This is a genomic window from Halovulum dunhuangense, from assembly GCF_013093415.1.
Lineage (GTDB): Bacteria > Pseudomonadota > Alphaproteobacteria > Rhodobacterales > Rhodobacteraceae > Halovulum > Halovulum dunhuangense.
This window is the reverse complement of record NZ_JABFBC010000001.1, coordinates 2,137,584-2,162,053: the sequence shown is the minus strand read 5'-3', so window position 1 is coordinate 2,162,053 and position 24,470 is coordinate 2,137,584. Positions and strand designations below refer to the sequence as shown.

At 69.9% G+C, this 24,470-nt stretch carries 24 protein-coding genes; 19 read left to right on the top strand and 5 right to left on the bottom strand.

The genetic code is table 11. The annotated features are described in order from the left end of the window. Positions 1-69 precede the first annotated feature (69 nt). Entirely contained in the window at positions 70-1,200 is a 1,131-nt protein-coding gene (locus HMH01_RS10470; protein ID WP_171325059.1) for a TRAP transporter substrate-binding protein, read from the bottom strand. 405 nt (positions 1,201-1,605) lie between these two features. Here HMH01_RS10470 and HMH01_RS10465 point away from each other — a divergent pair, with 405 nt between their 5' ends. The 14 genes from HMH01_RS10465 to HMH01_RS10400 all read left to right on the top strand — a co-directional run bounded on the left by HMH01_RS10465 (position 1,606) and on the right by HMH01_RS10400 (position 14,858). After that, positions 1,606-2,340, top strand: a complete 735-nt coding sequence (locus HMH01_RS10465; RefSeq protein WP_171325057.1) for a sulfite exporter TauE/SafE family protein — start codon at positions 1,606-1,608, stop codon at positions 2,338-2,340. 268 nt (positions 2,341-2,608) lie between these two features. Continuing rightward, positions 2,609-3,346, top strand: coding sequence for a GntR family transcriptional regulator (locus tag HMH01_RS10460; RefSeq protein WP_171325055.1), 738 nt, complete (start codon positions 2,609-2,611; stop codon positions 3,344-3,346). Between the two features lie 5 nt (positions 3,347-3,351). Then, positions 3,352-4,758 (top strand): hypothetical protein, encoded by a 1,407-nt coding sequence (locus HMH01_RS10455; protein ID WP_246237313.1) that lies wholly within the window; start codon positions 3,352-3,354, stop codon positions 4,756-4,758. A gap of 95 nt (positions 4,759-4,853) precedes the next feature. Beyond that, entirely contained in the window at positions 4,854-6,137 is a 1,284-nt protein-coding gene (locus HMH01_RS10450) for an ABC transporter substrate-binding protein (protein ID WP_171325053.1), read from the top strand. Between the two features lie 18 nt (positions 6,138-6,155). Next, positions 6,156-7,082 carry a branched-chain amino acid ABC transporter permease gene (locus HMH01_RS10445; protein ID WP_171325051.1) on the top strand — a complete coding sequence of 309 codons (927 nt, stop codon included), beginning with the start codon at positions 6,156-6,158 and terminating at the stop codon, positions 7,080-7,082. Next, positions 7,079-8,026 (top strand): branched-chain amino acid ABC transporter permease, encoded by a 948-nt coding sequence (locus tag HMH01_RS10440; RefSeq protein ID WP_171325049.1) that lies wholly within the window; start codon positions 7,079-7,081, stop codon positions 8,024-8,026. Before HMH01_RS10445 ends, HMH01_RS10440 begins: the two co-directional genes overlap by 4 nt. Continuing rightward, the gene (locus HMH01_RS10435; RefSeq protein ID WP_171325047.1) at positions 8,023-8,733 is read left to right on the top strand and encodes an ABC transporter ATP-binding protein; all 711 of its coding nucleotides are present in this window, start codon (positions 8,023-8,025) and stop codon (positions 8,731-8,733) included. Before HMH01_RS10440 ends, HMH01_RS10435 begins: the two co-directional genes overlap by 4 nt. After that, positions 8,733-9,428: an ABC transporter ATP-binding protein gene (locus HMH01_RS10430; protein ID WP_171325045.1), complete on the top strand. Its 696-nt coding sequence runs from the start codon at positions 8,733-8,735 to the stop codon at positions 9,426-9,428. The genes HMH01_RS10435 and HMH01_RS10430 overlap by 1 nt, the downstream gene beginning before the upstream one ends. 226 nt (positions 9,429-9,654) lie before the next feature. Further along, positions 9,655-10,326 carry a rhodanese-like domain-containing protein gene (locus HMH01_RS10425; protein WP_171325043.1) on the top strand — a complete coding sequence of 224 codons (672 nt, stop codon included), beginning with the start codon at positions 9,655-9,657 and terminating at the stop codon, positions 10,324-10,326. Positions 10,327-10,329: 3 nt separating this feature from the next. Continuing rightward, positions 10,330-11,196 carry a LysM peptidoglycan-binding domain-containing protein gene (locus tag HMH01_RS10420; RefSeq protein WP_171325041.1) on the top strand — a complete coding sequence of 289 codons (867 nt, stop codon included), beginning with the start codon at positions 10,330-10,332 and terminating at the stop codon, positions 11,194-11,196. Between the two features lie 81 nt (positions 11,197-11,277). Then, positions 11,278-11,472 (top strand): DUF3329 domain-containing protein, encoded by a 195-nt coding sequence (locus tag HMH01_RS10415; RefSeq protein WP_171325039.1) that lies wholly within the window; start codon positions 11,278-11,280, stop codon positions 11,470-11,472. 169 nt (positions 11,473-11,641) lie between these two features. Beyond that, complete coding sequence (locus HMH01_RS10410; RefSeq protein WP_171325037.1) at positions 11,642-12,361, top strand: FadR/GntR family transcriptional regulator; 720 nt, start codon at positions 11,642-11,644, stop codon at positions 12,359-12,361. Then, positions 12,358-13,881 carry an acyl--CoA ligase gene (locus HMH01_RS10405; protein WP_171325035.1) on the top strand — a complete coding sequence of 508 codons (1,524 nt, stop codon included), beginning with the start codon at positions 12,358-12,360 and terminating at the stop codon, positions 13,879-13,881. Before HMH01_RS10410 ends, HMH01_RS10405 begins: the two co-directional genes overlap by 4 nt. Beyond that, on the top strand, positions 13,878-14,858 hold the full coding sequence (locus HMH01_RS10400; protein WP_171325032.1) for a 2-dehydropantoate 2-reductase: 981 nt from the start codon (positions 13,878-13,880) through the stop codon (positions 14,856-14,858). Before HMH01_RS10405 ends, HMH01_RS10400 begins: the two co-directional genes overlap by 4 nt. A 38-nt stretch (positions 14,859-14,896) precedes the next feature. Here HMH01_RS10400 and HMH01_RS10395 read toward each other — a convergent pair whose 3' ends face one another. After that, positions 14,897-15,829, bottom strand: coding sequence for an NAD(P)/FAD-dependent oxidoreductase (locus HMH01_RS10395; RefSeq protein WP_216366784.1), 933 nt, complete (start codon positions 15,827-15,829; stop codon positions 14,897-14,899). 221 nt (positions 15,830-16,050) lie between these two features. Between HMH01_RS10395 and HMH01_RS10390 the strand changes: the two genes are divergently transcribed. Together HMH01_RS10390 and mnmH are read left to right on the top strand one after the other, a co-directional pair. Beyond that, positions 16,051-16,791, top strand: a complete 741-nt coding sequence (locus tag HMH01_RS10390) for a sulfite exporter TauE/SafE family protein (protein WP_171325026.1) — start codon at positions 16,051-16,053, stop codon at positions 16,789-16,791. Positions 16,792-16,832: 41 nt separating this feature from the next. Beyond that, the gene (mnmH, locus tag HMH01_RS10385; RefSeq protein ID WP_171325024.1) at positions 16,833-17,894 is read left to right on the top strand and encodes a tRNA 2-selenouridine(34) synthase MnmH; all 1,062 of its coding nucleotides are present in this window, start codon (positions 16,833-16,835) and stop codon (positions 17,892-17,894) included. A gap of 4 nt (positions 17,895-17,898) precedes the next feature. On the opposite strand, the gene selD is transcribed toward mnmH, so the two are convergent. Beyond that, on the bottom strand, positions 17,899-20,088 hold the full coding sequence (selD, locus tag HMH01_RS10380; protein ID WP_171325021.1) for a selenide, water dikinase SelD: 2,190 nt from the start codon (positions 20,086-20,088) through the stop codon (positions 17,899-17,901). 43 nt (positions 20,089-20,131) lie between these two features. On the opposite strand from selD, the gene HMH01_RS10375 reads away from it, so the two are divergent. Next, the gene (locus HMH01_RS10375; RefSeq protein ID WP_246237312.1) at positions 20,132-21,616 is read left to right on the top strand and encodes an alpha/beta hydrolase; all 1,485 of its coding nucleotides are present in this window, start codon (positions 20,132-20,134) and stop codon (positions 21,614-21,616) included. A 4-nt stretch (positions 21,617-21,620) separates the two neighbouring features. On the opposite strand, the gene gph is transcribed toward HMH01_RS10375, so the two are convergent. Together gph and rpe are read right to left on the bottom strand one after the other, a co-directional pair. Next, positions 21,621-22,280, bottom strand: coding sequence for a phosphoglycolate phosphatase (gene gph, locus HMH01_RS10370; RefSeq protein WP_171325018.1), 660 nt, complete (start codon positions 22,278-22,280; stop codon positions 21,621-21,623). After that, a complete protein-coding gene (rpe, locus tag HMH01_RS10365; protein ID WP_171325016.1) occupies positions 22,277-22,966 on the bottom strand; it encodes a ribulose-phosphate 3-epimerase in 690 nt (229 codons plus the stop codon). The genes gph and rpe overlap by 4 nt, the downstream gene beginning before the upstream one ends. A 173-nt stretch (positions 22,967-23,139) precedes the next feature. Between rpe and HMH01_RS10360 the strand changes: the two genes are divergently transcribed. Together HMH01_RS10360 and pdxY are read left to right on the top strand one after the other, a co-directional pair. Then, positions 23,140-23,583 carry an SRPBCC family protein gene (locus HMH01_RS10360; RefSeq protein WP_171325013.1) on the top strand — a complete coding sequence of 148 codons (444 nt, stop codon included), beginning with the start codon at positions 23,140-23,142 and terminating at the stop codon, positions 23,581-23,583. A gap of 16 nt (positions 23,584-23,599) precedes the next feature. After that, positions 23,600-24,415 carry a pyridoxal kinase gene (gene pdxY, locus HMH01_RS10355; protein WP_171325010.1) on the top strand — a complete coding sequence of 272 codons (816 nt, stop codon included), beginning with the start codon at positions 23,600-23,602 and terminating at the stop codon, positions 24,413-24,415. Positions 24,416-24,470 lie beyond the last annotated feature (55 nt).

Here is a 24,470-nt window from a genome sequence, read left to right as displayed (position 1 = left end):
GTTCCCTTTGTGATGGAAACCCGGCGAGTTGCCTCGCCGGGTTCGTTTCGCGGTCAGGATTTGCGGGGCTCAGATCGAGAGACGGCCCGGGAAGTAGTGCTCGTAGGCGAGCGCCAGATCCGGGGCGTTCATCAGCTCGTAGTAGCCGACCTGCTCGACCCAGGCGCGCTGGCTGTCCATGCAACGCTTCATGAACTCGTCCTGCTCGAGATCCGCGATCAGCGCATCCCAGGCCTGAAGCTGGGCGTCCAGGATCTCGGTCGAGGTGCGGTGCACGGTGACGCCGAACTCGTCCTGCAGACGGCGCAGGTCGGAGGAGTACTCGCGCATCGCGGTCGCGGTGTTCGAGGTCGAGGCCGCTTCCACGCCGTATTTCAGGATGGCCTGAAGATCCGGCTCCAGATCGTCGAAGAAGTCCTTGTTGAACAGGAACTCGAAGGATTCCGACGCCTGGTGATAGGACGACAGGTAGTAGTTCTTGGCCACGTCCTGCGCGCCGAAGCGAAGGTCCGAGGACGGGTTGTTGAACTCGAACGCGTCGATGACGCCACGCTCCATCGCGGGGACGATCTCGCCGCCGGGCAGCTGGGCGACGGACATGCCCATCGACTGCAGAAGGTCGGCGGCAAGGCCCACGGTGCGGTACTTGAAGCCCTGGATGTCGGCGACGGTGTTCACCTCGCCCTTGAACCAGCCGAAGGGCTGGGCGAACATCGGGAAGCCCATGAAGCCATAGACGTTCAGGCCCATGATGTCCTGGGTCAGCTCGCGGTAGAGCTCGGCACCGCCGCCCTGGTAGAACCAGCTCAGCATCGTGGTCGCCGAACCGCCCCAGACCGGGCCGGTGCCGAACAGCGAGGCGGCCTTGTTCTTGCCGTACCAGTACACCGGCACGTCATGCGCCGCGTCCAGAACGCCGTCGTTCACCGCGTCCATCACCTGGAACGCGCCCACGACCGCGCCTGCGGGCAGCAGGTCGAACTGCAGGCGGCCACCGGACATCTCTTCGACGCGGGTCGTGTACTCGCGCGCGAAATCCATCCAGATATCCGACGCCGGCCACGAGGTCTGCATCTTCACCACGAGCGGCGCCTGCGCCAGCACGGCGGGCGCAGCGAGAGTTCCTGCCGCGGCACCACCGACGGCCGCGCCAGTGCGCAGGAAAGAGCGCCGCGAAAGCGGCTTTTCGGATTTTGTCATGTTGTCCTCCCAGTAACGGCTCATAGAGCGGGGTGCATAATGGCTTCTCAGGCCCGAATGGCAAGCGCAATGCCGCCCAAATTGCGCTGCACGCCGCCGATTGTGTACAATTCGGGGGTCGCGTGACGCCGGAACCTGTTCATCGGAACGGGATGATACCGCTAGCATCGGCGGATCGCCGAATTTCGAACATCAAGCGAAATACAGCGCGCAGGAAAGCGCGGCTTCCCTCATGGTTGCAAGAATCGGCCGACCGCTCGCGCCGGGTTCCCGCGACGGCCTCGGGGCGCGCCGGGCACACATGCTGTATGCAGATCAGGAGACTTGCGCTGGACGGCGCGTTCGGACAACTCATTGTGGCGACAGTACAGAAGTCGCTTCGGGAATGCCCAATTGTCCTTCGAATTGCATGAACTCTTCTTCGCCGCCATCGCCTTTGCCGCAGGGGGCGTGCTGAAGGGCGCCACCGGGGCCGGCGCGCCGATCGTGGTCATCCCCGTGCTTGCCATGCTCTACGACGTGCCCACGGCCGTGGCCATCTTCGCCGTGCCAAGCCTGCTTGCGAATATCTGGCAGGGCTGGGCGCATCGCGGGACGCATCTGCCCTGGCGCTTCGTGTGGATCTTCGCGCTGGGGGGCGGGGCGGGGGTCGTGGTCGGCACGGTCCTGCTCGCGCGGCTCGACAGCGAGGTGCTGCTGCTGACCGTGGCCTTCGTGGTGCTGGCCTATCTCGCCTTTCGCCTGATGCGCCCGGACTGGTCGCTGCCTTTCGCCGCCGCCAGAAGGGTGGGCGGCGCCGCGGGGTTCCTGGGGGGCATCCTGCAGGGCGCCTCGGGGATTTCGGCGCCGGTGTCGATCACCTTCCTCAACGCGCTCCGGCTCGAGCGGACCGTCTTCATCAGCACCATCTCGATCTTCTTCGCCGTCGTCTCGGCCGTGCAGATGCCGGCGCTGATGCATTTCGACCTGATGAACGCGGAACTCTTCGGGCTGGGACTGGCCGCGCTGGCGGTGCAGGCGATGGCCATGCCGGTGGGCGCGTGGCTGGCGGGCCGGGTGTCGAGACAGACCTTCGACCGCATCATCATGGGCCTGCTGACCGTGATCGCCTTGCGCCTGATTTTCACGGCGTTGCCTTGATCGAATACTGATCGGTCAAATTGAATTATACAATAGACAACCGAACTTTGCATAATGGTTCACATGGTGAAACGGCCCGCGATCCGGGCGTTGGTTGCAATTCATCCGCAACCGCTTGCGCGCCCCGCGGAGCCGTTGTTCAATTCGCCGGGAGAGAGGCATCCCCGTGCCGGACAGGGTCCGGTGCGGGGAATGTCTGTGGCCGGTGCAAACGGCGTTTGACGCCCGGGGGCGGATCGGGCTAACCACTCCGTCGAGGGAGGCGTCGATGTCTCGGTCCGACAGGAAAAGCCAGTACACCAAGGCGCTTATGGAGTTGAGAGAGCTTGTCCTCCATGGCGAGCTCGAACCCGGAGAGCGCGTCTCGGAGATCGGGATGTCACAGCGGATCGGCATTTCCCGCACGCCGCTGCGCGAGGCGATGAGCCGGCTGATCGAGGAAGGACTCCTCGAACGCCATCCCAGCGGCGGCTGCCGGGTGCGCAGCTTCAGCCTGTCGGACATTCTCGACGCGATCGAACTGCGGGGCCTGATCGAGGGCATGGCCGTGCGTATCGCAGCGCAGCGTGGCGCCGACCCGGCCGCCTTGCAGGCCTGCGGGGAAGTCCTGGACCAGGTGGACTTGGCGCTTGGCGCCGGCGAGCACGAGATCGACTTCGAGCTTTATGCCGATCTCAACATCCAGTTCCACGCGATGCTGGCACAGCTCTGCAACAGCCCCACCATCATCCGCGAGGTGGAGCGCGCGGCGCGGATGCCGCTCGCCTCTCCCAGCGCGTTCCTCAAGGGGCAGACCGCGCTTGCGCCGGTGCGCCGTTCGCTGTTCGTGGCCCAGGCCCAGCACCGCGCCATGATCGAGGCGATCGCCCGCCGCGAGGGCACCCGCGCCGAGGCGCTGGCGCGCGAGCATGCGCGGCTTGCCGCCTCGAACCTGTCGCATGTCCTGCGCCAGCGCGCCGCCCTGGCGGAAGAGATCCCGGGGATCGCACTTCTGGCCGGCGGCTGATCGCGTTGGGGAACCTGCGGGCGGGGCGGGGCATCTGGGGCGGATGGCGGGCGCCCGGTCCACGGGCCGCCGTTCTCATCCTTCTCGTGCTGCCGTCGCGGCCGGTCCATGCCCATGCCACCGAACAGGGCTTCGTCCTGCTGCTGCCGACCGATCTTTACATCGCCGGGGGGGCCGCGGCGGTCGCGGCAACCGTGCTGCTTCTGGCCGTCCTTCCCGGCCGCGTGGCGCTTGCGCTGTTCCGGCCGCGCGCGCCCTGTCCGATCCCGCGCCTGCCGGGGCGCCGGGTGGCAAGCCTTCTGTCGGCCGTTCTGCTGCTGGGGCTCGTGGCGCTTGGACAGTGGGGGCCGCATGATCCGACGCGCAACCTGCTGCCGCTGACGATCTGGACGCTGCTATGGGTGATCCTTGTGCCGGGGCAGGGGATCTGGGGCGATCTGTGGCGCCGGATCGAGCCATGGAGCGGGCCGCACGCGGTCCTGACGCGCCTTGGCCGATGGCGCGCGCCGCTGCGCCTGCCGGGCGGGCTTGGCCACTGGCCCGCGGTGCTGGGCTTTCTGGCCTTCGCCGCCGTGCTTCTGGCCCATCCCGCGCCCGCCGATCCCGGGACGCTGGCGCTTATGGTGCTTCTATACTGGGCGTTCCACCTGGCCCTGATGCTGCTTTTCGGCCCGCGCTGGCTGCGCCGGGGCGAGGGGCTGACGGCGCTGATGACCCTGTATGCCCGGCTTGCGCCCATCGGGCCATGTGCCGGGCGGATGCGGCTCGGCCTGCCGGGCTGGCGCTGGATCCGGCATCGCGCGCCCCCCGCGGGCGTCGCCGCGCTGATGATCCTTGCGCTGGGCGTGGGCAGTTTCGACGGGCTGAACGAGACCTTCTGGTGGCTGGCGCGGCTGGGCTTGAACCCGCTGGAGTTTCCCGGCCGCTCGGCCATTCTGTGGCAGAACCTGGGCGGGCTTGCGCTGACCTGCGCCGCGCTGCCCGCAGCCTATGCGCTGGCGATCCGTGCCGGGCAGGCGCTTGCGCGGGACGAAACCGGCGGGGCCTGGCGCGCCTATGCGCCGGCGCTTCTGCCGATCGCCCTTGGCTATCACCTGGCCCATTACCTGCCCTCGTTGCTGGTCGAGGGGCAGTACCTGCTGGCCGCGCTGCGCGATCCGCTGGCGCAGGGCGATGTGCATGTGACAACGGGCTTCTTCAACCGGATCGGCAGCGTGCGCGCGATCTGGCTTTCGCAGGCCGGGGCCGTGGTGGGCGGGCATGTGCTGGCGATCCTGATGTCGCATGCCATCGCGCTGCACCGGCTTGGCTGCAACCGCCGCGCGGTGCTGGCGCAGGCGCCGCTGGCCGGCTTCATGGTGGGCTACACGCTGTTCGGGCTGTGGCTGCTCGCCTCGCCGCGGGGCGTTTGAATGATCTGCCGCACTGGACATTTCCCGAAGCGTGCCAGTATCAGGTAACCCTGCGTCAGGCGCGGAGCGGCCACCAGCGAGGAAGGGGCACCTGCATGTCGGATCTCACATCCCGGACACCGAAACTCGATCGCCGCACCGTGCTCGGCACGCTTGCGGGGGCGGCAAGCCTGCCGCTCTGGGCGCGCCACGCCGGGGCGCAGACGGCGGAACCCATCCGCATCGGCTTTCAGAAGCACGCGACGGGGATCGGCGCCGCCTATGGCCGCTGGTACGACCGCACCAGCCAGGCGGCGGTGGCGCGGATCAATGCAGAGGGCGGCATCAACGGCCGGCCCGTCGAACTGATCACCGAGGATGACGGCACCGATCCCAAGCGCGGCGCCGAGCTGGTCGAGAAATTCGCGACCCAGCACCGCTGCGACGTGGCCTTCGGGACGCTCTTCAGCCATGTCGTCGTGGGGTCCGCCCCGCGCGCGGGCGAGTTGAAGCTGCCCTATTTCGTCGTCTCCGAGGGGCATCACGTCGCAAGCGGGATGCTGAACCGCTACACGCTTCAGCCCGGCATCACCGACGTGAAAAGCCAGGTCATCTCGATGGCGCCCTGGGTGACGCAGAACCTGGGGAAAAAGGTCACGATGATCTTCCCCGACTATGCCTTCGGCCATGATCACCGCGATTTCTTCACCGATGCGGTCAAGGCGCAGGGCGGCGAGGTGGTGGGCCTTGTCGCGATCCCGCCGACCGAGACCAGCTTCACCCGCTACTTCCCCCGCATCCCGCGCGAGACGGAGGTGATCTATCACGTCATGGTGGGCCCCGCCGTCCTGACCTTCGTCAAGGAGATGGGCGAATTCTTCGGCCCGTCGCGGCCCGAGATCTTCGGCTTCATCGACAGCCTGGAAGCGGTGGACCTTGCAAGCCCGGGGCTGGAATTCCTCGAGGGCACCTATTTCTGGGAAGGCGCGCCGCGCTACGCGCAGGCAGACCAGTCCGAGCATGACAGGCTGTTCCGCGCCGCCGTCGGCGTGGACGCGAACGGCGCATCCGTGGACGATCCGCGCGACGTGTCCACCTATGCGCACATGTTCGGCTGCTGGGAGACGCTCTACGTCATCAAGGCCGGGATGGAGGCCTGCGGCTACCGGGGCCCGCAGGACCGCGCCGCGCTGATCGAGGCGGTGGAGGCGATGACCGACATGCCCCATTCGGCCGAGCATCCGCAGGGCGCCAAGGTCTTCAACGGGCGCACGCACCAGGTCTTCGGGCCGCAATTCATCAGCCGCGTGACGGAAGGCAGGCTGGTCGTGCAGCACCAGACCGCCATAAAGGATGGCTTCTACCCCGACGAGGTGGACTACACCGCCCAGCCGCTCTGAGCCGGGCGGGCAGGGCGGATGGAGTTCGGACCCCACCTGATGCTCGCCATGATCGAGGGGGCGGTGATGGCCGCCGTCCTTGCGCTGATGGCGTCGGGGCTGAGCCTGGTGTTCGGGGTGATGCGGGTCGTCAACGTCGCCCATGGCGAATTCTACATGCTGGGCGCGGTGGCGGCCTGGGTCGTGACGGACCTTGTCGGCGCGGGGCCGGCCTGGTCCTTTGCCGCCGCGCTGATCCTGGCCCCGCTCTGCATCGGCACGCTGGCCGCCGCCATCGACATGAGCGTGCTCAAGCGCCTCTCCTACGATCCCGAGCGGACCATCGTTGCGACCATCGGGCTGCTCTACATCCTCCAGCAGGCGACGCTGATGGGCTACGGCGCAGATGCGCGCCCCGTCGCAGCCCCTTTCGATACGCGCATAGCACTTCCCTGGGTGGAATGGGCCCAGGGGGGGCTGGCGCTCTACTGGCCCTGGGGGCTGAGTGTCACGGCCTACAAGCTGTTCGTGATCGCCGCCGCCATCGTGATCCTGCTTGGCCTCAGGCTTCTGATGACCCGCAGCCGCATCGGGCTCGTGATGCGCGCGACCCGGATCGACGGCGAGATGGCGCTTGCCTTCGGCATCCCGGTCGAACGGGTCTATGCGCTGGTCTTCGGCCTTGGCGCGGGGCTGGCGGCGCTGGCTGGCGTGCTGGTCGTGCCGATCAGCCAGGCGCATTACCTGATGGGGGGCGACGCGCTGCTTCTGTCCTTCATCGTCGTCATCATCGGCGGGCTTGGCAGCCTGGGCGGCACCATCGTCGCGGCAATCCTGATCGGGATGGGAGAGGGCATCGTCTCGGTCTTCTTCTCGCCGACGCTGGCCAAGATCATCGCGACGCTTCTGGTGGCGCTGGTGCTGGTGTTCCGGCCCCAGGGCCTGTTCGGGGCGCGCGCGCGATGAGGGGCGAGACGGCGCGCAGCATCGCGCTTCATGGCGGGCTGATCGCCGCGCTCGTGCTGGGGCATTTCCTGCTGCCCGAGTACCACCACGGCAACCTGGCCCGGATCATGGTGCTGGCGGCCTATGCCATCGGCTACAACATCCTTTTCGGCTATACCGGGCTTCTGAGCCTGGGCCATGCGATGTTCTTCGCCGCCGGCATGTATGGCCTTGCCCTCGGCATCCGGCATCTGGGCCTGACGCCCGGCCCCGCGCTTCTGGCGGGCATCGCGGCCGGCGCCACGCTGTCGCTGGTCGTGGGGCTGCTGGCGCTGCGCACAGTTGGCGTCGCCTTCATGATCGTGACGCTGATGTTCGCGCAGGCGGTGCACCTGACGATCCTTCTTGCGGGGCGCTGGACCCGGGGCGACGAAGGCTTCGTCATCCAGCCCGCCCAGCGCAACCTGTGGGGCATCGACCTGAGCCAGTCGGACGCGCGCTATCTTGCGGCGCTGGCGCTGTTCGTCCTGACGCTGGCGCTGTGCCTGTGGCTGGTGCGCAGCCGCTTCGGCCGGGTTCTGGTCGCCGTCCGCGAGAACGAGGAACGCACGCGGCTTCTGGGCTATGACACCTGGGCGCACAAGCTGGGGGCGGTGGTGATCTCGGGCACGCTGTCGGCCGCGGCCGGCGCCGCTTACGCGCTGCTCTTCGGCTATGCCGGGGCGAGTTTCGCGACCGTGCAATACTCGATCCTGCCGCTTCTGTGGGTGCTTCTGGGCGGGGCGGGCACGGTGGTGGGTCCGTTTCTGGGCACGCTCTTCATGTTCTACCTGATCGACTGGGCGTCGGGCGTCACCAGCGCCTACATGCTGGTCGCGGGCGTGGCGCTGGTTCTGCTGACGCTTTTCGCGCCGCAGGGGATGGCGGGGCTGGTGCGCGCGCGGCTCTGGCGGGGGCTGCCATGAGCGCGCTTCTGTCCGCGCGCGGACTGACCCGCGCCTTCGCCGGCTTGCGCGCCGTGGACGGGGTGGATCTGTACCTTGAGCCGGGGACCATCCGGGCCCTGATCGGGCCGAATGGCGCGGGCAAGACCACCCTGGTGGGTCTGCTGATCGGCCGGATCGCCGCGGATGCGGGCACCATCCGCTTCGACGGGCACGACATCACCGGGCTTGCACCGCACCGGCGGGCCGCCCTTGGCATGGCCTATACCTTCCAGGTGACATCGGTCTTTCCGCGCCTGCCCGTGGCCGAGAACGTGGCGCTTGCCGCGCGCCGGGGCCTGCGCGGGCCTGAGGCGGCGCGGGCGGCTGCCGAGGCGCTGGCGCGGGTCGGGCTGGACGGGCAGGGGGATCAGCTGGCGGGCGATCTGAGCTATGGCCACCAGCGCCTGCTTGAGGTGGCGATGGGCCTGGCGCAGCGCCCGAAGCTGCTGATCCTCGACGAGCCGACGCAAGGCCTGGCCGAGGCAGAGGTGGCGGGCTTCATGGACCTGATCCGCAGCCTGATCCCGCGCACGACGATCCTGCTGATCGAGCACAACATGGGCGTCGTCATGGGCTTGGCCGACCGCATCACCGTGCTTGACGCGGGCCGCGTCATAGCCGAGGGCGCGCCCGGGGACATCCGCCGCGACCCGGTCGTGCAGGCGGCCTATCTGGGGGCCGAGTGATGCTGCGGGCCGAGGGTATCGCCGCCGGATATGGCCGCCAGCGGGTGCTGCACCGGCTGGACCTGGCAGTGGCCCCGGGCGAGATCGTCTGCCTGATGGGCCGCAACGGCGCGGGCAAGACCACCAGCCTGCGCGCGATCATGGGGCTGCTGCCGCTGATGGCGGGGCGCGTGCTGCTGGACGACGTGACGCTTTCCGCGCAGCCCGCCCATCAGGTGCCGCGCCACGGCATCGGCTATGTGCCGCAGGGACGGCGGCTGTTCGGCGAATTGAGCGTGGCCGAAAACCTGCGGATCGGGCTGATGGCGCGGCCGGGACCGCCCGACGCGCTTGCCCGTGTGCTGGCGCTTTTCCCGCGCCTTGCCGAACGGATGGGCCAGCGGGCCGACACCCTGTCGGGCGGCGAGCAGCAGATGCTGGCCATGGGCCGCGCGCTGTGCATCGCCCCGCGGTTCCTGCTGCTCGACGAGCCGACCGAAGGGTTGCAGCCCTCGATCGTGGCGGACCTGCGTGACGTGGTGCTGGGGCTGCGCGAGCAGGGCGTGGGCATCCTGCTGGTGGAACAGCGCCTCGACACGGTGCTGGCGCTGGCGGACCGGGCGGTCCTTCTGGAAAACGGGACGGGGCGCGAGGTGCTGGATGGCGCGGCGCTCAGGGCCGATCCGGCCCTGCTGCGGCGCCGCCTGGGAGTTTGACGGCAGCCGTGCAACCGTGGCGGGAATGTGGCGCAGCCGCGACAGCCTGTTTCGACTCTTTGCCCTCACATGAGTTAATCTTTGGAATCTCTTCATATTCCGCCTACTTCTTGTTGCGGCAGGTCTGATCCTGTTCGCCGCATTGTCGTCCATCTCGTGGCGGAACATCCGAAAGGATGCGTCCGTTCGGGGCGCAACGGAATACCAACCGACGAAGGGTGCCGTCATGTTCAATTCATTTGTAAGTCTGGCGCGTACGGTCTGTGTATCGACCATTTTCGCCTCTGTCGCCACGGTCGCCGCGGCGCAGGATGTCAACATCACGCAGGACATGCCGTATTTCGAATTCGACAACGGCAAGCGTTTCATGGTGATCGAGCGCAACCAGGACCAGAACGCGGTCGTGGATCCGAGCTTCGCCAAGACCTCGCGCGCCTGCCCGCCGTTCTGCATCCATCCGATGTCCGCGGCGCCGGGCGTCGAGACCTATGGCGAGCTGGAGCTGCTCGACTTCATCCGCGACCATGTCGAACCCGGCACCGGCTATCTGGTCGATGCGCGGCTGTCGGACTGGTACGCCGCGGGCACGATTCCGGGCTCGGTCAACCTGCCCTTCACGCTGTTCCAGTCGGGTGCCGACAACCCGTTCCGCGACGGTATCCTGCAACTTCTGGGCGGTGTGCGCACCGGCAGCGGCACGGGCTGGAACTTCGACGATGCGAAGCACCTGGCGCTGTTCTGCAACGGTCCGTGGTGCGACCAGTCCCCGCAGGCGATCGAGAACCTGATCGCGGCGGGCTACCCGGCCGAGAAGCTGAAATACTACCGCGGCGGCATGCAGTCCTGGCTGATGCTTGGCCTGACCGTCGAGATCCCCAACGAAGGCACGGAGGGCTGAGCCATGAGGATCCGCAGCTGCCATTTCATCGCGCCGCTGGCCGCGGTCACCGCCCTGGGCCTGGCCCACACCGCGGCCGCGCTGGCCGTGGCCGACCCGGCGCCGCTGCGGATCGCAGCCGGCCCCGGTGTCGAGGTCGCGCAACTCGAGACGGTGACGGACGAAAGCGCCCGTCGCCGGATCGGCTTCTATGCGGACCGGGTGCTGAAATCCCTCTCCGAACTGGCCGAGGATGACCGCGCCGCCGCTGAAACCGGCGCCGCCACCGACGAGCAGACGCTGGTGCGCCTGCGCGAGAATGTCGCGCGCTTCGTCGAGGCGGCGGAAGCCGGCGGCCTGAGCAACGAGCAGGCCGGCGAGGTGCTGACGCTCGCCTACAACGAGCGCTACGAGGGCCTGCCGCCGACGCCGCTGCTGGCGGCCTCCGGGGGCCTGGACGGCGCCGGGATCGTGGCCAACTACGGCACCCGCCGCGAGGCGCCCGCGCAGCAGGTCGATTACCTTGCCGCCATCAGCGCGGCCGGGGCCGAGACCCGGGAAGAGCGCCTGGCCCGCCTTCAGCGCGAAGAGCAGGAAGAGGTGCAGGCCGTCGAAAGCGCCTCGGCGCCGCCGGTGGCCGAGGTCGAGGTCGAGGTCGCGGCAGAGCCTGAAGTGCCGCTGGATCCGGAAACCGCGGCGATGCTCGCCCGGCTGTCCGGCAATGGCGCGAACCGCACCATCACCATCGCGCCGGGCGACACGCTGGGTCGCATCGCCAGCGCGCTTTACGGCGACGCGCTGCTTTATCGCCGGATCTATGACGCGAACCGCGACGTGCTTCGCGACCCGGACACGCTGCGCATCGGGCTGGTGCTCGTGGTTCCCGAGTGACCCGGGCGCGCTGAGATCAGGGCCCTCGCCTTTCCGGCGGGGGCCTTTGCTTTTCCCGCAAGGCCAACGATCGTTCCCGCGATGAAATTCCTGGACCCCGGCAATCCGTTCTACCGGCCGCTCTGGCGGCGGGTGGTGATCGTCGCGGTCTGCCTTGGCTGGGCCGCGGTAGAATTCTCGCGCGGGGCAAACGCCTGGGGGGCGCTGTTCCTTGCCGCGGGCCTTTTCGCCGCCTGGTCGCTGCTGATCGCCTGGCGGCCCGACGACAAGGGCTGACGCCGCAGGCCCCCGGCTGGCCATTTCCCTTCGGTTCCGTACCTTTTGGCATACCAATGCATGCATTGGTATGCGTATCTGTGCCTGAATCCTTGGGAAAATGCCGCCGTGAAGCGCCAAAGCCGCAAATTGGTTTGCATGGTTTCCGATTGGGCTATATGGCCCCGCCATGACCATCGTGGACAACACCCTTGCGATTCTCGAAATGGCGCTCGACCGGGGCGACTGGGCGCCGGGCGAACGCCTGCCGCCCGAGCGGACGCTGGCGGCCCGGCTGGGCGTGGGCCGCAGTTCGCTGCGCAAGGCGTTGGCCGAGCTTGAGCGGCAGGGCCGCATCCGCCGCCATGTGGGGCAGGGCACCTTCGTAGCCGTCCCGCCCGAAAGCGAGGTGGTGGCGACCCTGCGCCTGACCCCGCCGCCCGGGCCCGCCGATGTCCTGGAACTGCGCCTGATGATCGAACCCGCCATCGCCGCGCTGGTGGCACTTCGCGGCACGGTTCAGGACATCGCCCGGCTGCGCGCCCTGATCGAGGAGGGCGCCGCCGCCCGCGACTGGGAGGCGTGGGAGGATCTGGACAGCCGGTTCCACGCGCGCCTGGCGCAGGCAAGCCGCAACCCGCTGCTGACCGGCGTGCTGGAAACGACGAACGTGATCCGCCGGCAGGGCGAATGGGGCGCGCTGCGTTCGAGCACGCTGAACCCCGAGCGGCAGCGCGCCTATACCGACCAGCACCGCGCCCTGGTCGATGCCATCGCGCGCCGCGACGCGCCGGGGGCCGCGGCCGCGATGCGGGCGCATCTGGCGGCGGTCCAGTCGGCGATGACCGGCGATGCGGCCATATTCGAGTTCTCGACGATACCAACAACACAACAGCGGAGGATCCCATGACCACAGATGCCCCAAGGACGGTGCGCGCGCTTCTGGCGCGGCATGCCGGCCCCGTGCTCGGCGCGCCCGGCCGCAGCGATCTCGATTATGCGGGGCTTGCCGCGCTGGCCGACCGGACAGCGCGCCAGCTTGCGGGCGCGGGCGTGGGCCCGGGCAAGGCTGTGGCTATCGTGCTGCCGAACGGGCCCGAGATGGCATCCTGCTTCATGGCCGTGGCGACCCAGGCGACGGCCGCCCCGCTGAACCCCGCCTACACGCAGGACGAGTTCCGCTTTTACATGGAGGATCTGGACGCGAAGCTCCTGATCGTCATGCGCGGCGTGGACACGCCCGCCCGAGCCGCGGCCGAGGCGCTTGGCGTGCGCATGGTCGAGGTGGTCGCAGGTGCCGCGGCCGGCGATTTCACCCTGGCCGATCCGGGCGGCGACGCACTTCCCGAGGCGGACGCGCAGGGCAACGCCGAGGGGGACGTGGCGCTGGTGCTGCACACGTCGGGCACCACCTCGCGGCCCAAGATCGTGCCGCTGACCAGCGCCAATATCTGCGCCTCGGCCCGCAACATCGCCGCGACGCTGGCGCTGACGCCCGCCGACCGCTGCCTGAACGTGATGCCGCTTTTCCACATCCACGGGCTGATCGCGGCGGTGCTGTCCTCGGTCCATGCAGGGGCTGCGATCACCTGCACGCCCGGCTTCGACGCGCTGAAGTTCTTCGGCTGGCTTACGGAGGTGCGGCCCAGCTGGTACACCGCCGTGCCGACCATGCACCAGGCGATCCTGTCGCGCGCCCCGCGCAACGAAGAGGCGGTCAGGGCGGCAAACCTGCGCTTCGTGCGCTCGTCCTCGGCCTCGTTGCCGGTGCCGGTCTTCACCGCGCTGGAGGAAACCTTCCGCTGCCCGGTGATCGAGGCTTACGGCATGACCGAGGCCGCGCACCAGATGGCGTCGAACCTGCTGCCCCCCGGCCAGCGCAAGCCCGGCACCGTGGGCGTGGCCGCGGGCCCCGAGGTCGGCATCATGGGCGAGGATGGCAGCATCCTGCCGCGGGGCCATGTGGGCGAGATCGTCATTCGCGGCGAGAACGTGACGCCTGGCTACCAGAACAACCCCAAGGCCAATGCCGAGAACTGGACCGATGGCTGGTTCCGCACCGGCGACCAGGGCGAGCTGGACGCGGACGGCTACCTGTCGATCCGCGGGCGGCTGAAGGAGATCATCAACCGCGGCGGCGAAAAGGTCTCCCCGCGCGAGGTGGATGACGTGCTGATGGAGCATCCGGCCGTGGCGCAGGTCGTCACCTTTGCCATGCCGCATGACAAGCTGGGCGAGGAGGTGGCCGCCGCGATCGTGCTGCGCGAGGGCATGTCGGCGGACGAGCGCGAGATCCGCGACTTCGCCGGCCGTTCGCTTGCCGCGTTCAAGGTGCCGCGCAAGGTGCTGATCCTCGACGAAATTCCGAAAGGGGCCACCGGCAAGTTGCAACGCATCGGCCTGGCCGAGAAACTGGGGCTGACGGCATGAGGATCTGTGTTTTCGGGGCCGGCGCCATCGGCGGTTACATGGCGGTGAGGCTGGCCAATACCGGGCATGACGTGTCGGTGGTGGCGCGCGGCCCGCATCTGGCCGCCATCCGCGAGAACGGCCTGAAGCTGCTGGCCGACGGGCAGGAAGAGGTGGCGCGGATCAAGGCGTCCGACAACGCCGCCGATCTGGGTCCGCAGGATTACGTCATCATCACGCTCAAGGCCCATTCGGTCCCGCCGGTGGTGGACAGGATCGCGCCGCTGATCGGGCCCGACACCACCATCGTGACGGGCATGAACGGCGTGCCCTACTGGTATTTCCACGGGCTCGAGGGGGAATGGGCCGGGCGCCGGGTCGAGGCGGTCGATCCCGGCGGCGTGGTCAGCCGGGGGCTTCCGCCGGAAAAGGCGCTTGGCTGCGTGGTCTACCCGGCCGCCGAGGTGGACGAGCCGGGCGTCGTGCGCCTGATCGACGGCGACCGCTTCACGCTGGGAGAGCCGGACGGCTCGAAATCCGAACGTGCGGCGGCGCTGTCCGAGGCATTGCGGGCGGCGGGCTTCAAGGCGCCGATCCGCCCGCGCATCCGCGACGAGATCTGGATCAAGCTCTGGGGCAACCTGGCCTTCAACCCGATGAGCGCGCTCACCGGCGAGACGCTGGACGTGCTGGCCACCCGGCCGGACCTGCGGGCGGTCGCGCGTGCCATGATGGTCGAGGCGCAGACGCTCGCCGAACGGCTGGGCGCGCGCTTTGCCATCGACGTGGACAAGCGCATCGACGGGGCCGCGGCGGTCGGCGCGCACAAGACCTCGATGTTGCAGGATCTGGAACGGGGCCGCCCGATGGAGATCGACGCGCTGGTGACGGCGGTGGCGGAACTCGGCCGGATCGTCGATGTCCCGACGCCCACCATCGACACGGTGCTGGCGCTGGTCAGCGCCCGCGCGCGGGTCGCGGGCTGCTACGACGGCTGACGACATTGCCGGCCCCGCAGCGCGCGGGGCCGGTTCCTTCAGCCGATCAGCGCCTTGGCCATGGCGTGGCCGCTGTCGAAGGCGGCCTCGACCCGGGGCCCCAGCGCCCAGTCGCCGCCCAGCAGCAGGTGGCCGTCCCGCGCCGAAAGGAATGGCTGTCCCAGGGGCCGCGTGACCATCGCGAAACGCCAGCGATGCGCCGTGGCATGGGCGATTGCCGGGGCCTGCCCCGCATGGGCGGCGAAGGCCTGGGCCAGCAGGTCGCGCACCGTCTCCTTCTCCAGCTCAAGATGCGCCCGGCTCCAGTCGGGGCTGGCATGGATCACCCAGGTCTCGGGCCCTGGATCCCGCGCGGGCTTGGACGCGTTGCGCGCTACGAAGGACAGCGGGCCCTCGGACAGCTTCTCCGCATCGGGCAGATGGGGCATCGGGGTGTCGAGCGCCAGCATCAGCGCCCAGCAGGGCGCCATTTCCACATGCGCCAGCGCCCCGCCCAGGTCGGGGAACAGGCGCAGCGCCTGCGGTGCGGGGCAGGTGCAGACAAGCCGGTCGAAGCGATCCGCGAGCGGCCCGTCGTCCGTGGACAGGGTCCAGCCGTCGGGGCCATGCCGGGCGGCCCGGATCTCGGTTCCGAACCGGATCTCCACCCCGTCCGCCAGGGGCTGCGCGAGCCCGCTCATCCCCGGCAGGCCGACATGGCGGCCAAGCGCCGGCGCCCCCCAGCGCGAGGCGTGCCCGGCGGTGATCGCCCGGCCGAGATACATGGCGAAGCCCGGCCCCTTGGCGGTGACGTATTGCGCGCCGTGATCGAAGCGCAGCGCCTGGGCCCGGCGCGTGGCGGTGCGCCCGCCGATGCCGCGGCTTTTCTCGAACACGACCGGCCAGATCCCCGCCGCGCGCAACCGTGCCGCGCAGGACAGCCCCGCAATCCCCGCGCCGATGATCGCCACCCGTGGCCCTGCCTGATCCATGCTGTCCGCCTTCCGCTCGTGCGTGTCTTTCGTGCAGCCGGTGCATATGTGGCAACAGGCGCGGCTTTCCACGGCTGTGCCCTTGCAGGCCGCCCGCGCCTCGTATAGCCCGCAGCCACGGTCCGGGGAGAGCGGGCCGCAAGAGCAAGAAAGGACGGATCGGGCAGGCGGCGACACCCTCGGGCGACCGGGGGCGGGGCAATGTCCGCTCCGGTGGCGAGATGACAGAAATCCTGACATTCCTTCTGGCCGGCGTCGTGGGTGGCGCCGTGAACACCGCCGCGGGCGGCGCGAAGCTGTTCGTGTTCCCGATGCTTCTGGCGGCTGGCCTTCCGCCGGTGGCGGCGAACGCGACGTCGATCGTGGCGCTCTGGCCCGCGCAGATGCCGGCGGTCTGGGTCCAGCGCGCCAGCCTGCCGCGCGACCGCAAGATCCTCTTGGGCCACATGGCCATGGTCATCGTGGGGGCGCTTCTGGGCGTCTATGCGCTGATCAGCGTGGGCGAGCAGGTCTTCGTCTCGCTGGTGCCGTTCTTCCTGGCCATTGCCGTCGGCACGATCCTGTTCGGCGAACGCCTCGGCCGCTGGGTGCGCAGCCTTCCGGTGGCGGGCGCGTTGCCGGGGCTGGTGCTGCTGTTCGTCTGCGGCGCTTATGGCGGCTTTTTCGGGGCTGGCGTGGGTTTCATGCTGGTCGCGGCGCTGCTGGTGTCGGGCATGACCGACATCAGGGCGGCGAACGCCCACAAGAACCTGCTTGCCACCGTCGCCTCTACCACGGCCGTCCTGCCGCTGACCCTGTCGGGGCTGGTGGACTGGCGTGCGGCGGTGCTGGTTGCGGCGGGCGGCATCGTCGGCGGCTATGCCGGTGCGCTGCTTCTGAAGCTGATCCCGCCCTTCCCGCTGAAGGTGCTGATCTCGGTCATGGGGATCGTTCTGACGCTGGCCTTCCTCTACAACAACTGAAGCCGGCTTGAGGCGGGTCGGGCGGCAGGCTAGAAGCGCGCATGATCCTGACGCTGACCTCTCTCGATGACCTGGCCGCGCACGCGTTCGACGACATCATCGACGTGCGCGCGCCCGCGGAATACGCCGAGGATCACCTGCCTGGCGCCATCAGCCTTCCGGTGCTGAACGACGAGGAGCGGGCGCGCGTCGGCACCACCTACACCCGCGTCGACCGGTTCGAGGCGCGCAAGATCGGCGCGGCGCTGGTCGCGCGCAACGCCGCCACCCACCTGGAGGGGCCGCTGGCCGACAAGTCGGGCGGCTGGCATCCGCTGGTCTATTGCTGGCGCGGCGGGCAGCGGTCCGGGTCGTTCGCGACCATCCTGCGGCAGGTGGGCTGGCGCGTCACGGTGCTGGAGGGGGGCTATCGCAGCTACCGGCGGCTGGTGGCGGAGGCGATGCATGACGCGGCGCTGCCGCACCTGGTCATCCTGCTCGACGGGAATACCGGCACCGCCAAGACCGAACTCCTCGAGGGGCTTCGGACCCGCGGCCACCAGGTGGTGGACCTGGAACGACTTGCCGCGCATCGCGGCTCGGTCTTCGGCGCGATGCCGGGAGGCCAGCCCTCGCAGAAGGCGTTCGAGGGGCGGCTTGCGATGGTGCTGGCGGGGATGGACCCAGGCCGCCCCGTGGTGATGGAGGCCGAGTCGAGCAAGATCGGCGAGGTGCAGATCCCGCCCAGCCTGTGGTCGGCGATGCGCGCGGCGCCGCGGATCCGCCTGTCGGCCCCGGTGCCCGAGCGGGTCGCCTATCTTCTGCGGGCCTATGCCGATCTGATCGCGGATCCGGCGGCGCTGATGCCCGTGCTCGCGGCACTTCGCCCGATCCAGGGCACCGAGAAGGTCGATCACTGGCAGGCGCTGGCCGCATCGGGGCAGTTCGGCGCGCTGGCCGAGGCGCTGGTCGTCGAACACTACGACCCGCGCTACACGAAATCGCGCGCCCGCGGCGGTCCCGGGGTGGATGTGGCGCTCGACAGCCTGGCCGAGGGCGCGATGGACGCGGCACTCGACCGGATCGAGGCGGCGCTGCCAGAAGTGGCAGCGGTCCCGCGCTGAGGGATCAGGCCCCCGTCACATCAAGGAACGGGGCGCCTTCGACGATCTCGCCGATCCGGGCGGCCTCGTAGCCCGCCTCGACCAGCTGTCCCAGGATATCCGCGGCCCTGTCGGCGGGCACCGCCGCCAGCAGCCCGCCCGCCGTCTGCGGATCGAACAGCAGCGCCGCCTTCGGCCCCTCGGTCCAGAACATCCGCGAGGCCGCCGCCGCGTTGGCGGGATAGAGCGTCGAGCGGACCCCCTTCGCCGCCAGCGCCTCGGCCCCCGGCAGCACCGGCACGGCCCCAAGGTCCAGGCGCGCGGCCACCCCGGACGCGTCCAGCATCGCCAGCAGGTGCCCCGCAAGCCCGAAGCCGGTCACGTCGGTCATCGCATGCGCGTCCTTCAGGATCGCCGCGGCGTCCCCCTGCGGGCGGCACATCGATGCCCAGGCGGCGGCAACGTCCGGCCCCTGCGCCTTGAGCATCATGTCGCCGGCAAGGATCGTGCCGGTGCCGATCGGCTTGGTCAGGATCAGCCGGTCGCCGGGGCGCGCGCCCGACAACAGGATCGGCCGCGCGGGCGCTATGCCGGTTACGGTGAAGCCTACGGTCAGTTCCGCCCCGAGCGTCGTGTGCCCGCCCACGATCTCTGCCCCGGCAGCGGTGAAGACATGGGTCGCGGCGTCCATGATCTCGGCCAGGGTCGCGGCCTGCATGCCCTCGCGCATGTGCGGCAGCACCAGCGTTGCCAGCGCGGCCTGAGGCGCTGCCCCCATCGCCCAGACATCGCCCAGCGCGTGGATCGCGGCGACGCGCCCCATGATCCAGGGATCCTCGGTAAAGGCGCGCAGATGGTCGGTGGACAGCACCGCCCGCGTGTCGCCGAAGCGCAGCACGGCGGCATCGTCGCCGGCGCCGGTCTCGATATCGGTGCGCGTGCGATGTGGCAGGGCCGCCAGCACCGCCGAGATCTGCGCCCCGCCCACCTTGGCACCGCAGCCCGCGCAGGGGGCCTGATCGGCCGCGAGTTCCTTGCGCACGCCCCTTGCGACCAGCTTCGGCAGGGGCGGGCGCCGCATCGCTGGCAGATCGTCCAGCTTGCGCATGAAGGCGCGGTCGATCCGGTCCTTGAGCCGCCAGATCGCCGGGCCCGCGACGCTCAGCCCCGAGCGGTCGGCCACGGCATCCTTGCCACCCAGCGAGATCAGCCGCAGGAAATCGCGTTGGGGGTGGAATTCGCGGCGCTGGCGCCCGGTCAGGTCGGCCAGCAGGTTGTGATGCAGCACCGGCGCCGCGCGCACCGCGTAGACGCCGGCCTTGGGGCGCGGGGCATGCGAGAGATGCGCGCAATCGCCCGCGGCATGGATCGTGGGGTCCGACAGGCTGCGCAGGGTCGCGCCCACGCTTATGTAGCCCTCGTGCAATTCGAGGCCGGTGTCCGCCAGCCAGTCATGGGGCCGGGCGCCAGCCGCGCCGACGACAAGTGCGGCTGGGATCGTCTCGCCGTTCTCCAGGATGACGCCGTCGGCCGTCACCTCGACGGCCAGGGCGCCAGGGCGCAGGGTGATGCCCATGTCCTTCAGCCGGCCCAGCACGCGGGATGCCGCGCGCGGGCCCACGCCGCGCAGCGGGGTGTCGCCGGCCTCCAGCACCGTCACCTGCGCGGCATGGCCGAGGGTCTTCAGCCGGTGCGCCATCGCCATCGCAAGCTCGGCCCCCGCCACGCCGCCGCCGATCACCGCGATGCGCGGGGCAAGCCTGCCCGCCCCGACCTTTTGCTGGAAGGCGGCCCAGCGGTCGGCGAAGCGTTGCAGCGGCTTGGCCGCGACCCCGTGTTCGGCAAAACCCTTCAGCCCCGGCATGTCCGAGGTGATGCCGATATCGAGCGACAGCACGTCATATCGGATGGGCGGGCGCCCCGCGAGATGCACGCGCCGCGCGTCGCGGTCGATGCCCGTGGCGCGGTCGAGGATCAGCCGCCCCCCCGCGAAGCGAGTCAGCTTCACGATGTCGATTTCCAGCGCCGCGCGCGGGTAGTGGCCCGCGACATGGCCCGGAAGCATCCCGGTATAGGGCGCGGTCGGGTCCGGGTTCACCACCGTCAGCCGCACACCGGGCACCCGTGCCATGCCCCAGCGGCGCAGCACCAGCGCATGGGCATGACCGCCACCCACGAGAACCAGGTCGCGGGTCAGGGGAAGGGGGCTGTGCATGACGGTCGGCTCCGCTATGTGCTTGTCTGACCGAGACCTATGCATGATGGCGCAGGAAGGCGAGAGGAACATGTTCGTGACCCGGATCGGCCTTGCGCTTGTTGCGGTTGCCGCGATCCTCGTGTCGCTGTGGCAACTCGAGGCGGGGCGCGCGGGCGTGACGCGCAGCGCCCTTGCGGCGGGAACCACGCCCGCCACGCTTTACGAAATGCCGGGCGCCGACGGGCCGCTGGTCGTGGTGGCCCATGGCTTTGCCGGCTCGCGCCAGATGATGGAGGGCTATGCGCTGACGCTGGCGAAATCGGGCTACCGCGTGGTGGGTTTCGATTTCGAGGGGCATGGCCGCAACCCGGTCCCGATGTCGGGGGACGTGACCGTGATCGAGGGCACCACCGCAAGGCTGGTGGCCGAGACGCAGGCGGTCGTGCGGGCGGCGCGGGCGCTGACGGGCGAGACGCGCACGGCGCTGGTCGGGCATTCCATGGCCTCGGACATCGTGATCCGCACGGCGCTGGCCGATCCGCTGGTCGAGGCGGTGGTCGCGGTCTCCGCCTACTCCGAGGCGATCACGGGGCAGGCGCCCGCGCGGCTTCTGCTGATCTCGGGGCAGGGCGAGCCGCATCTGCGGCAGGCGGCGCTCGCTTCGCTGCGGCAGGTCGATCCCAGCGCCACCGAGGGCGAGACGGCCCAGGGCCCGGGCGTGATCCGGCGCGCGGTGGTGGCCCCCTGGGTCGAGCATGTGGGTGTCCTGCACAGCCCCACGGCGCTGCGCGAGGCGCGGGACTGGCTGGATGCCGCGTTCGGGCGCGCGACCGCGGAACCCGTCACCGCGCCGGGCCCGTGGCTGCTGCTGCTGCTTGCGGGCATCCTGCTGCTGGCGCGGCCGGTGCTGGGTCTCTTGCCGGCTGTGGCGAAGCCCGCGCCAATCCCGCGGGCCCGTGGCGCAATGGCGGCCTTCCTGCCTGCGATGGTCGCGCCGCTGGTCCTGTGGCCGGTCGGCTCGCCGCTATTGCCGGTGCAGGGCGTGGCGCATCTGGCGCTGCATCTGGCCCTGCTGGGGCTGATGCAGGTGGCGCTGCTGCGGGGTGCGGGGCTCGGGATGTCGTCGCGGGCGGTGCTCACGGGGCTCGCCCCTGCCCTTTGGGGGATCGCGGTTTTCGGTTTTGCACTAGACCGTTACGGGGCAAGCTTCATGCCGCATGAGGGCCGGATCCTGCCCATCCTGCTGCTTGCCCTCGGCGCCGTTCCGGTCATGCTGGGCGACGCGCTCCTGCGCGGGGCCGGGATGGCGCTGCACCTTGCGGGGCGGCTCGCGCTGATCCTGTCGCTGGGCGTGGCCGTCGCGCTGAACCCCGGGCAGCTTTTCGCGCTGTTCATGGCGGCCCCGGTGGTGCTGCTGTTCTTCCTGGTCTTCGGCCCCCTGGGCCGCTGGACGGGGCGCGCGGGCGGCCCGCTGGCCGCGGGGCTGGGCCAGGGGCTGATCCTTGGCTGGGCTCTGGGGGTTGCGCTGCCGCTGTTCGCGGCCTGAGGGGTCAGGCCGCGCGCAGTGCCGCCACATGGGCGGGCAGGGCGTCGAAATGGTCGAAGGCGAAGTCGTGGCGCAGCGCCGCGACGGGGCTCTTGCGGTAGCCTTCGGTGAAAAGCGCGAAGGGCAGGCCGGCGGCGGCCGCCGTGTCGGCATCCACCTCGCTGTCGCCCACATAGAGCATCGGCGCCGCCCCGAGTGCCGCATAGGCCGTGCGCAGCGGCGCGGGATCGGGCTTGCGCACCGGCAGGCTGTCGCCCCCCACCACCACCGGGAACAGATCCGCCATGCCGAAATGCTTCAGGATCGCGCGCGCGGGCGCCTCGGGCTTGTTGGTGCAGATGCCCAGCACATGGCCCGCATCGAGAAGTGCGGCCAGCGCCGCCTCGACCCCGGGATAGAGCACCGTCAGCGCGGCGGGCGAGGCGTTGTAATGCGCGGTAAAGCGGTGATGGGCGTCGTGCAGGAACCCCTCATCCGTGGGCAGAGCCCGCGCGGTCAGCGCGCGTTCCACCAGCTTGAGCGTGCCGTTGCCGATGAAGCTGCGCAGCATGGGCAGGTCCAGATCCTCGGCGCCCAGTTCCGACAGCATCGCGTTCGCCGCCGCCCGGATGTCGGGCGCGCTGTCGATCAGCGTGCCGTCGAGATCGAAGACGATCGCGCTCATGCCGCGGCCTCCGCTGCCTTGCGGATCGCCGCGATGTTGGCCCCGTAGGGCGCAGGGTCGGCGACCGAGCCGCCCTTGAAGACGGCCGAGCCCGCGACCAGCACGTCGGCACCCGCGGCTGCGACCAGCGGCGCGGTTTCGGGCGTCACGCCGCCGTCGATCTCGATATGGATGGGGCGGTCGCCGATCATGGCGCGGATCTCGCGCACCTTCTCGATCTGGCTGGCGATGAATTTCTGCCCGCCGAAGCCGGGATTGACCGTCATCACGCAGACCAGGTCCACCATGTCGAGCACCGGGCGCAGCGCCTCGGCGGGGGTGCCGGGGTTCAGCGCGATGCCGGGCCGCACGCCCGCCGCGCGGATCGCCTGAAGGGTGCGGTGGATATGCGGCCCCGCCTCGACATGGGCGGTCAGGATGTCGGCGCCCGCGTCCGCAAAGGCCTCGATATAGGGGTCGACGGGGGCGATCATCAGGTGCACGTCCATCACCGTGCGGACATGGGGGCGGATCGCCTTGCACATGGCCGGGCCGAAGGTCAGGTTCGGCACGAAATGCCCGTCCATCACGTCCACATGGACCCAGTCGCAGCCCTGATCCTCGATCGCGCGGCACTCGCGGCCGAAATCGGCGAAATCGGCAGACAGGATCGAGGGGGCTATCTTGATGCGGCGGTCGAAGCTCATGGCGGTCTCCCGGTGGGTGCGGTTGCGCGCGGGTTAGCGAAGCGGCAGCTTATGTGCAACGGGAAAGCGCGGGCGCGGGCGCACGGCGCACTTGACCTCGGGGCGGGAAGCGGTGAGGTGATGTTCGGAAGGCGGCCGGTATCATGGCCCCCGCAGCAGGAGGAAGGCCAAGCATGGAACTCAACGATGAAATCCGGATCGAAGCCCCGCGCGAAAAGGTCTACGCCGCGCTGAACGATCCGGAGATCCTGAAGGAGTGCATTCCCGGCTGCGAGGAGTTGACCAAGCATTCCGACACCGAACTGGAGGCCAGGGTCGTGCTGAAGGTGGGGCCGGTGAAGGCGCGCTTCGGCGGCAAGGTCACGCTCAACCCCGACAACCCGCCGGAGCATTTCTCGCTTTCGGGCGAGGGTTCGGGCGGGGCCGCCGGTTTCGCCAAGGGCGGCGCGGATGTCGTGCTTGAGGCCGATGGCGATGCGACGATCCTGCGCTACACCGCCAAGGCCGAGATCGGCGGCAAGCTGGCGCAGCTGGGCAGCCGCCTGATCCAGGGCACCGCGAAAAAGCTGTCGGCCAGCTTCTTCGAGAAGTTCAAGGACAAGGTCGAGGCCGCCTGAGCCGGGCCCGGCCGCGATGCCGGTCTGCCTGTCGGTCCAGTCGCTGGTCGTCTCGGGCGCCGTCGGCCAGGGGGCCGCGGCCTTCGTCCTGGCCGCCGAAGGGGTCGAGGTCTGGCCGCTGCCGACCGTGATCCTCAGCGGCCATGCCGCGACGGCGGGCGTCGAGGGCCGCCGCCTGCCGGGCGAGGAGATTGCCGCGCTTGCCCGCGGGCTGGGGGCGGCGGGAGCGCTGTCGCGGGTCGATGCGGTGCTGACCGGCTATCTCGGCACGCCCGAGGCGGCGCTGGCGGTCGCCGACCTGGTCGCGGCGGTCAAGCGGGCAAGGCCCGACGCGGTCTATCTCTGCGATCCGGTGCTGGGCGATGCCGGGCGGCTCTACCTGCCCGAGGCGATGATCGGCATCTACCGCGACCGGCTGCTGCCGCTGGCCGACATCGCCACGCCGAACCTTGACGAGCTGGGCTGGCTGATCGGCGCGCCCGCGCCCGTGGACGTGGAAGGGGCGGCGCTTTTCGCGCAGCGGCTGCGGGGGTTGGGGCCTGACGTGGTCCATGCCACATCGGTCCCCGGGCCGACGCCGCACCAGATCGGGATCCTGGCCTGCGATGCAGGCGGCAGCCACGCCTGCCTTGCGCCGCGCGCGCCGCTGCATCTGCATGGGGCGGGCGATTTCACCGCGGCGCTTCTTCTGGCCTGCGCGCTTGGTGGCGACACGCCGCGAGAGGCGGCCGACCGTGTCGCGCCCGCGGTCGCCCGGCTGGCCGCGCGGGCACTGGACGAGGGGCGCAGCGACCTGCCGGTGGTGGGGGCGCGCGCGGTCTGGCAGGGCTGAGGCCCCGCCGTTGACTTGGGCCGCACGCGCCCCCACAACCACCCGACACGCAGCG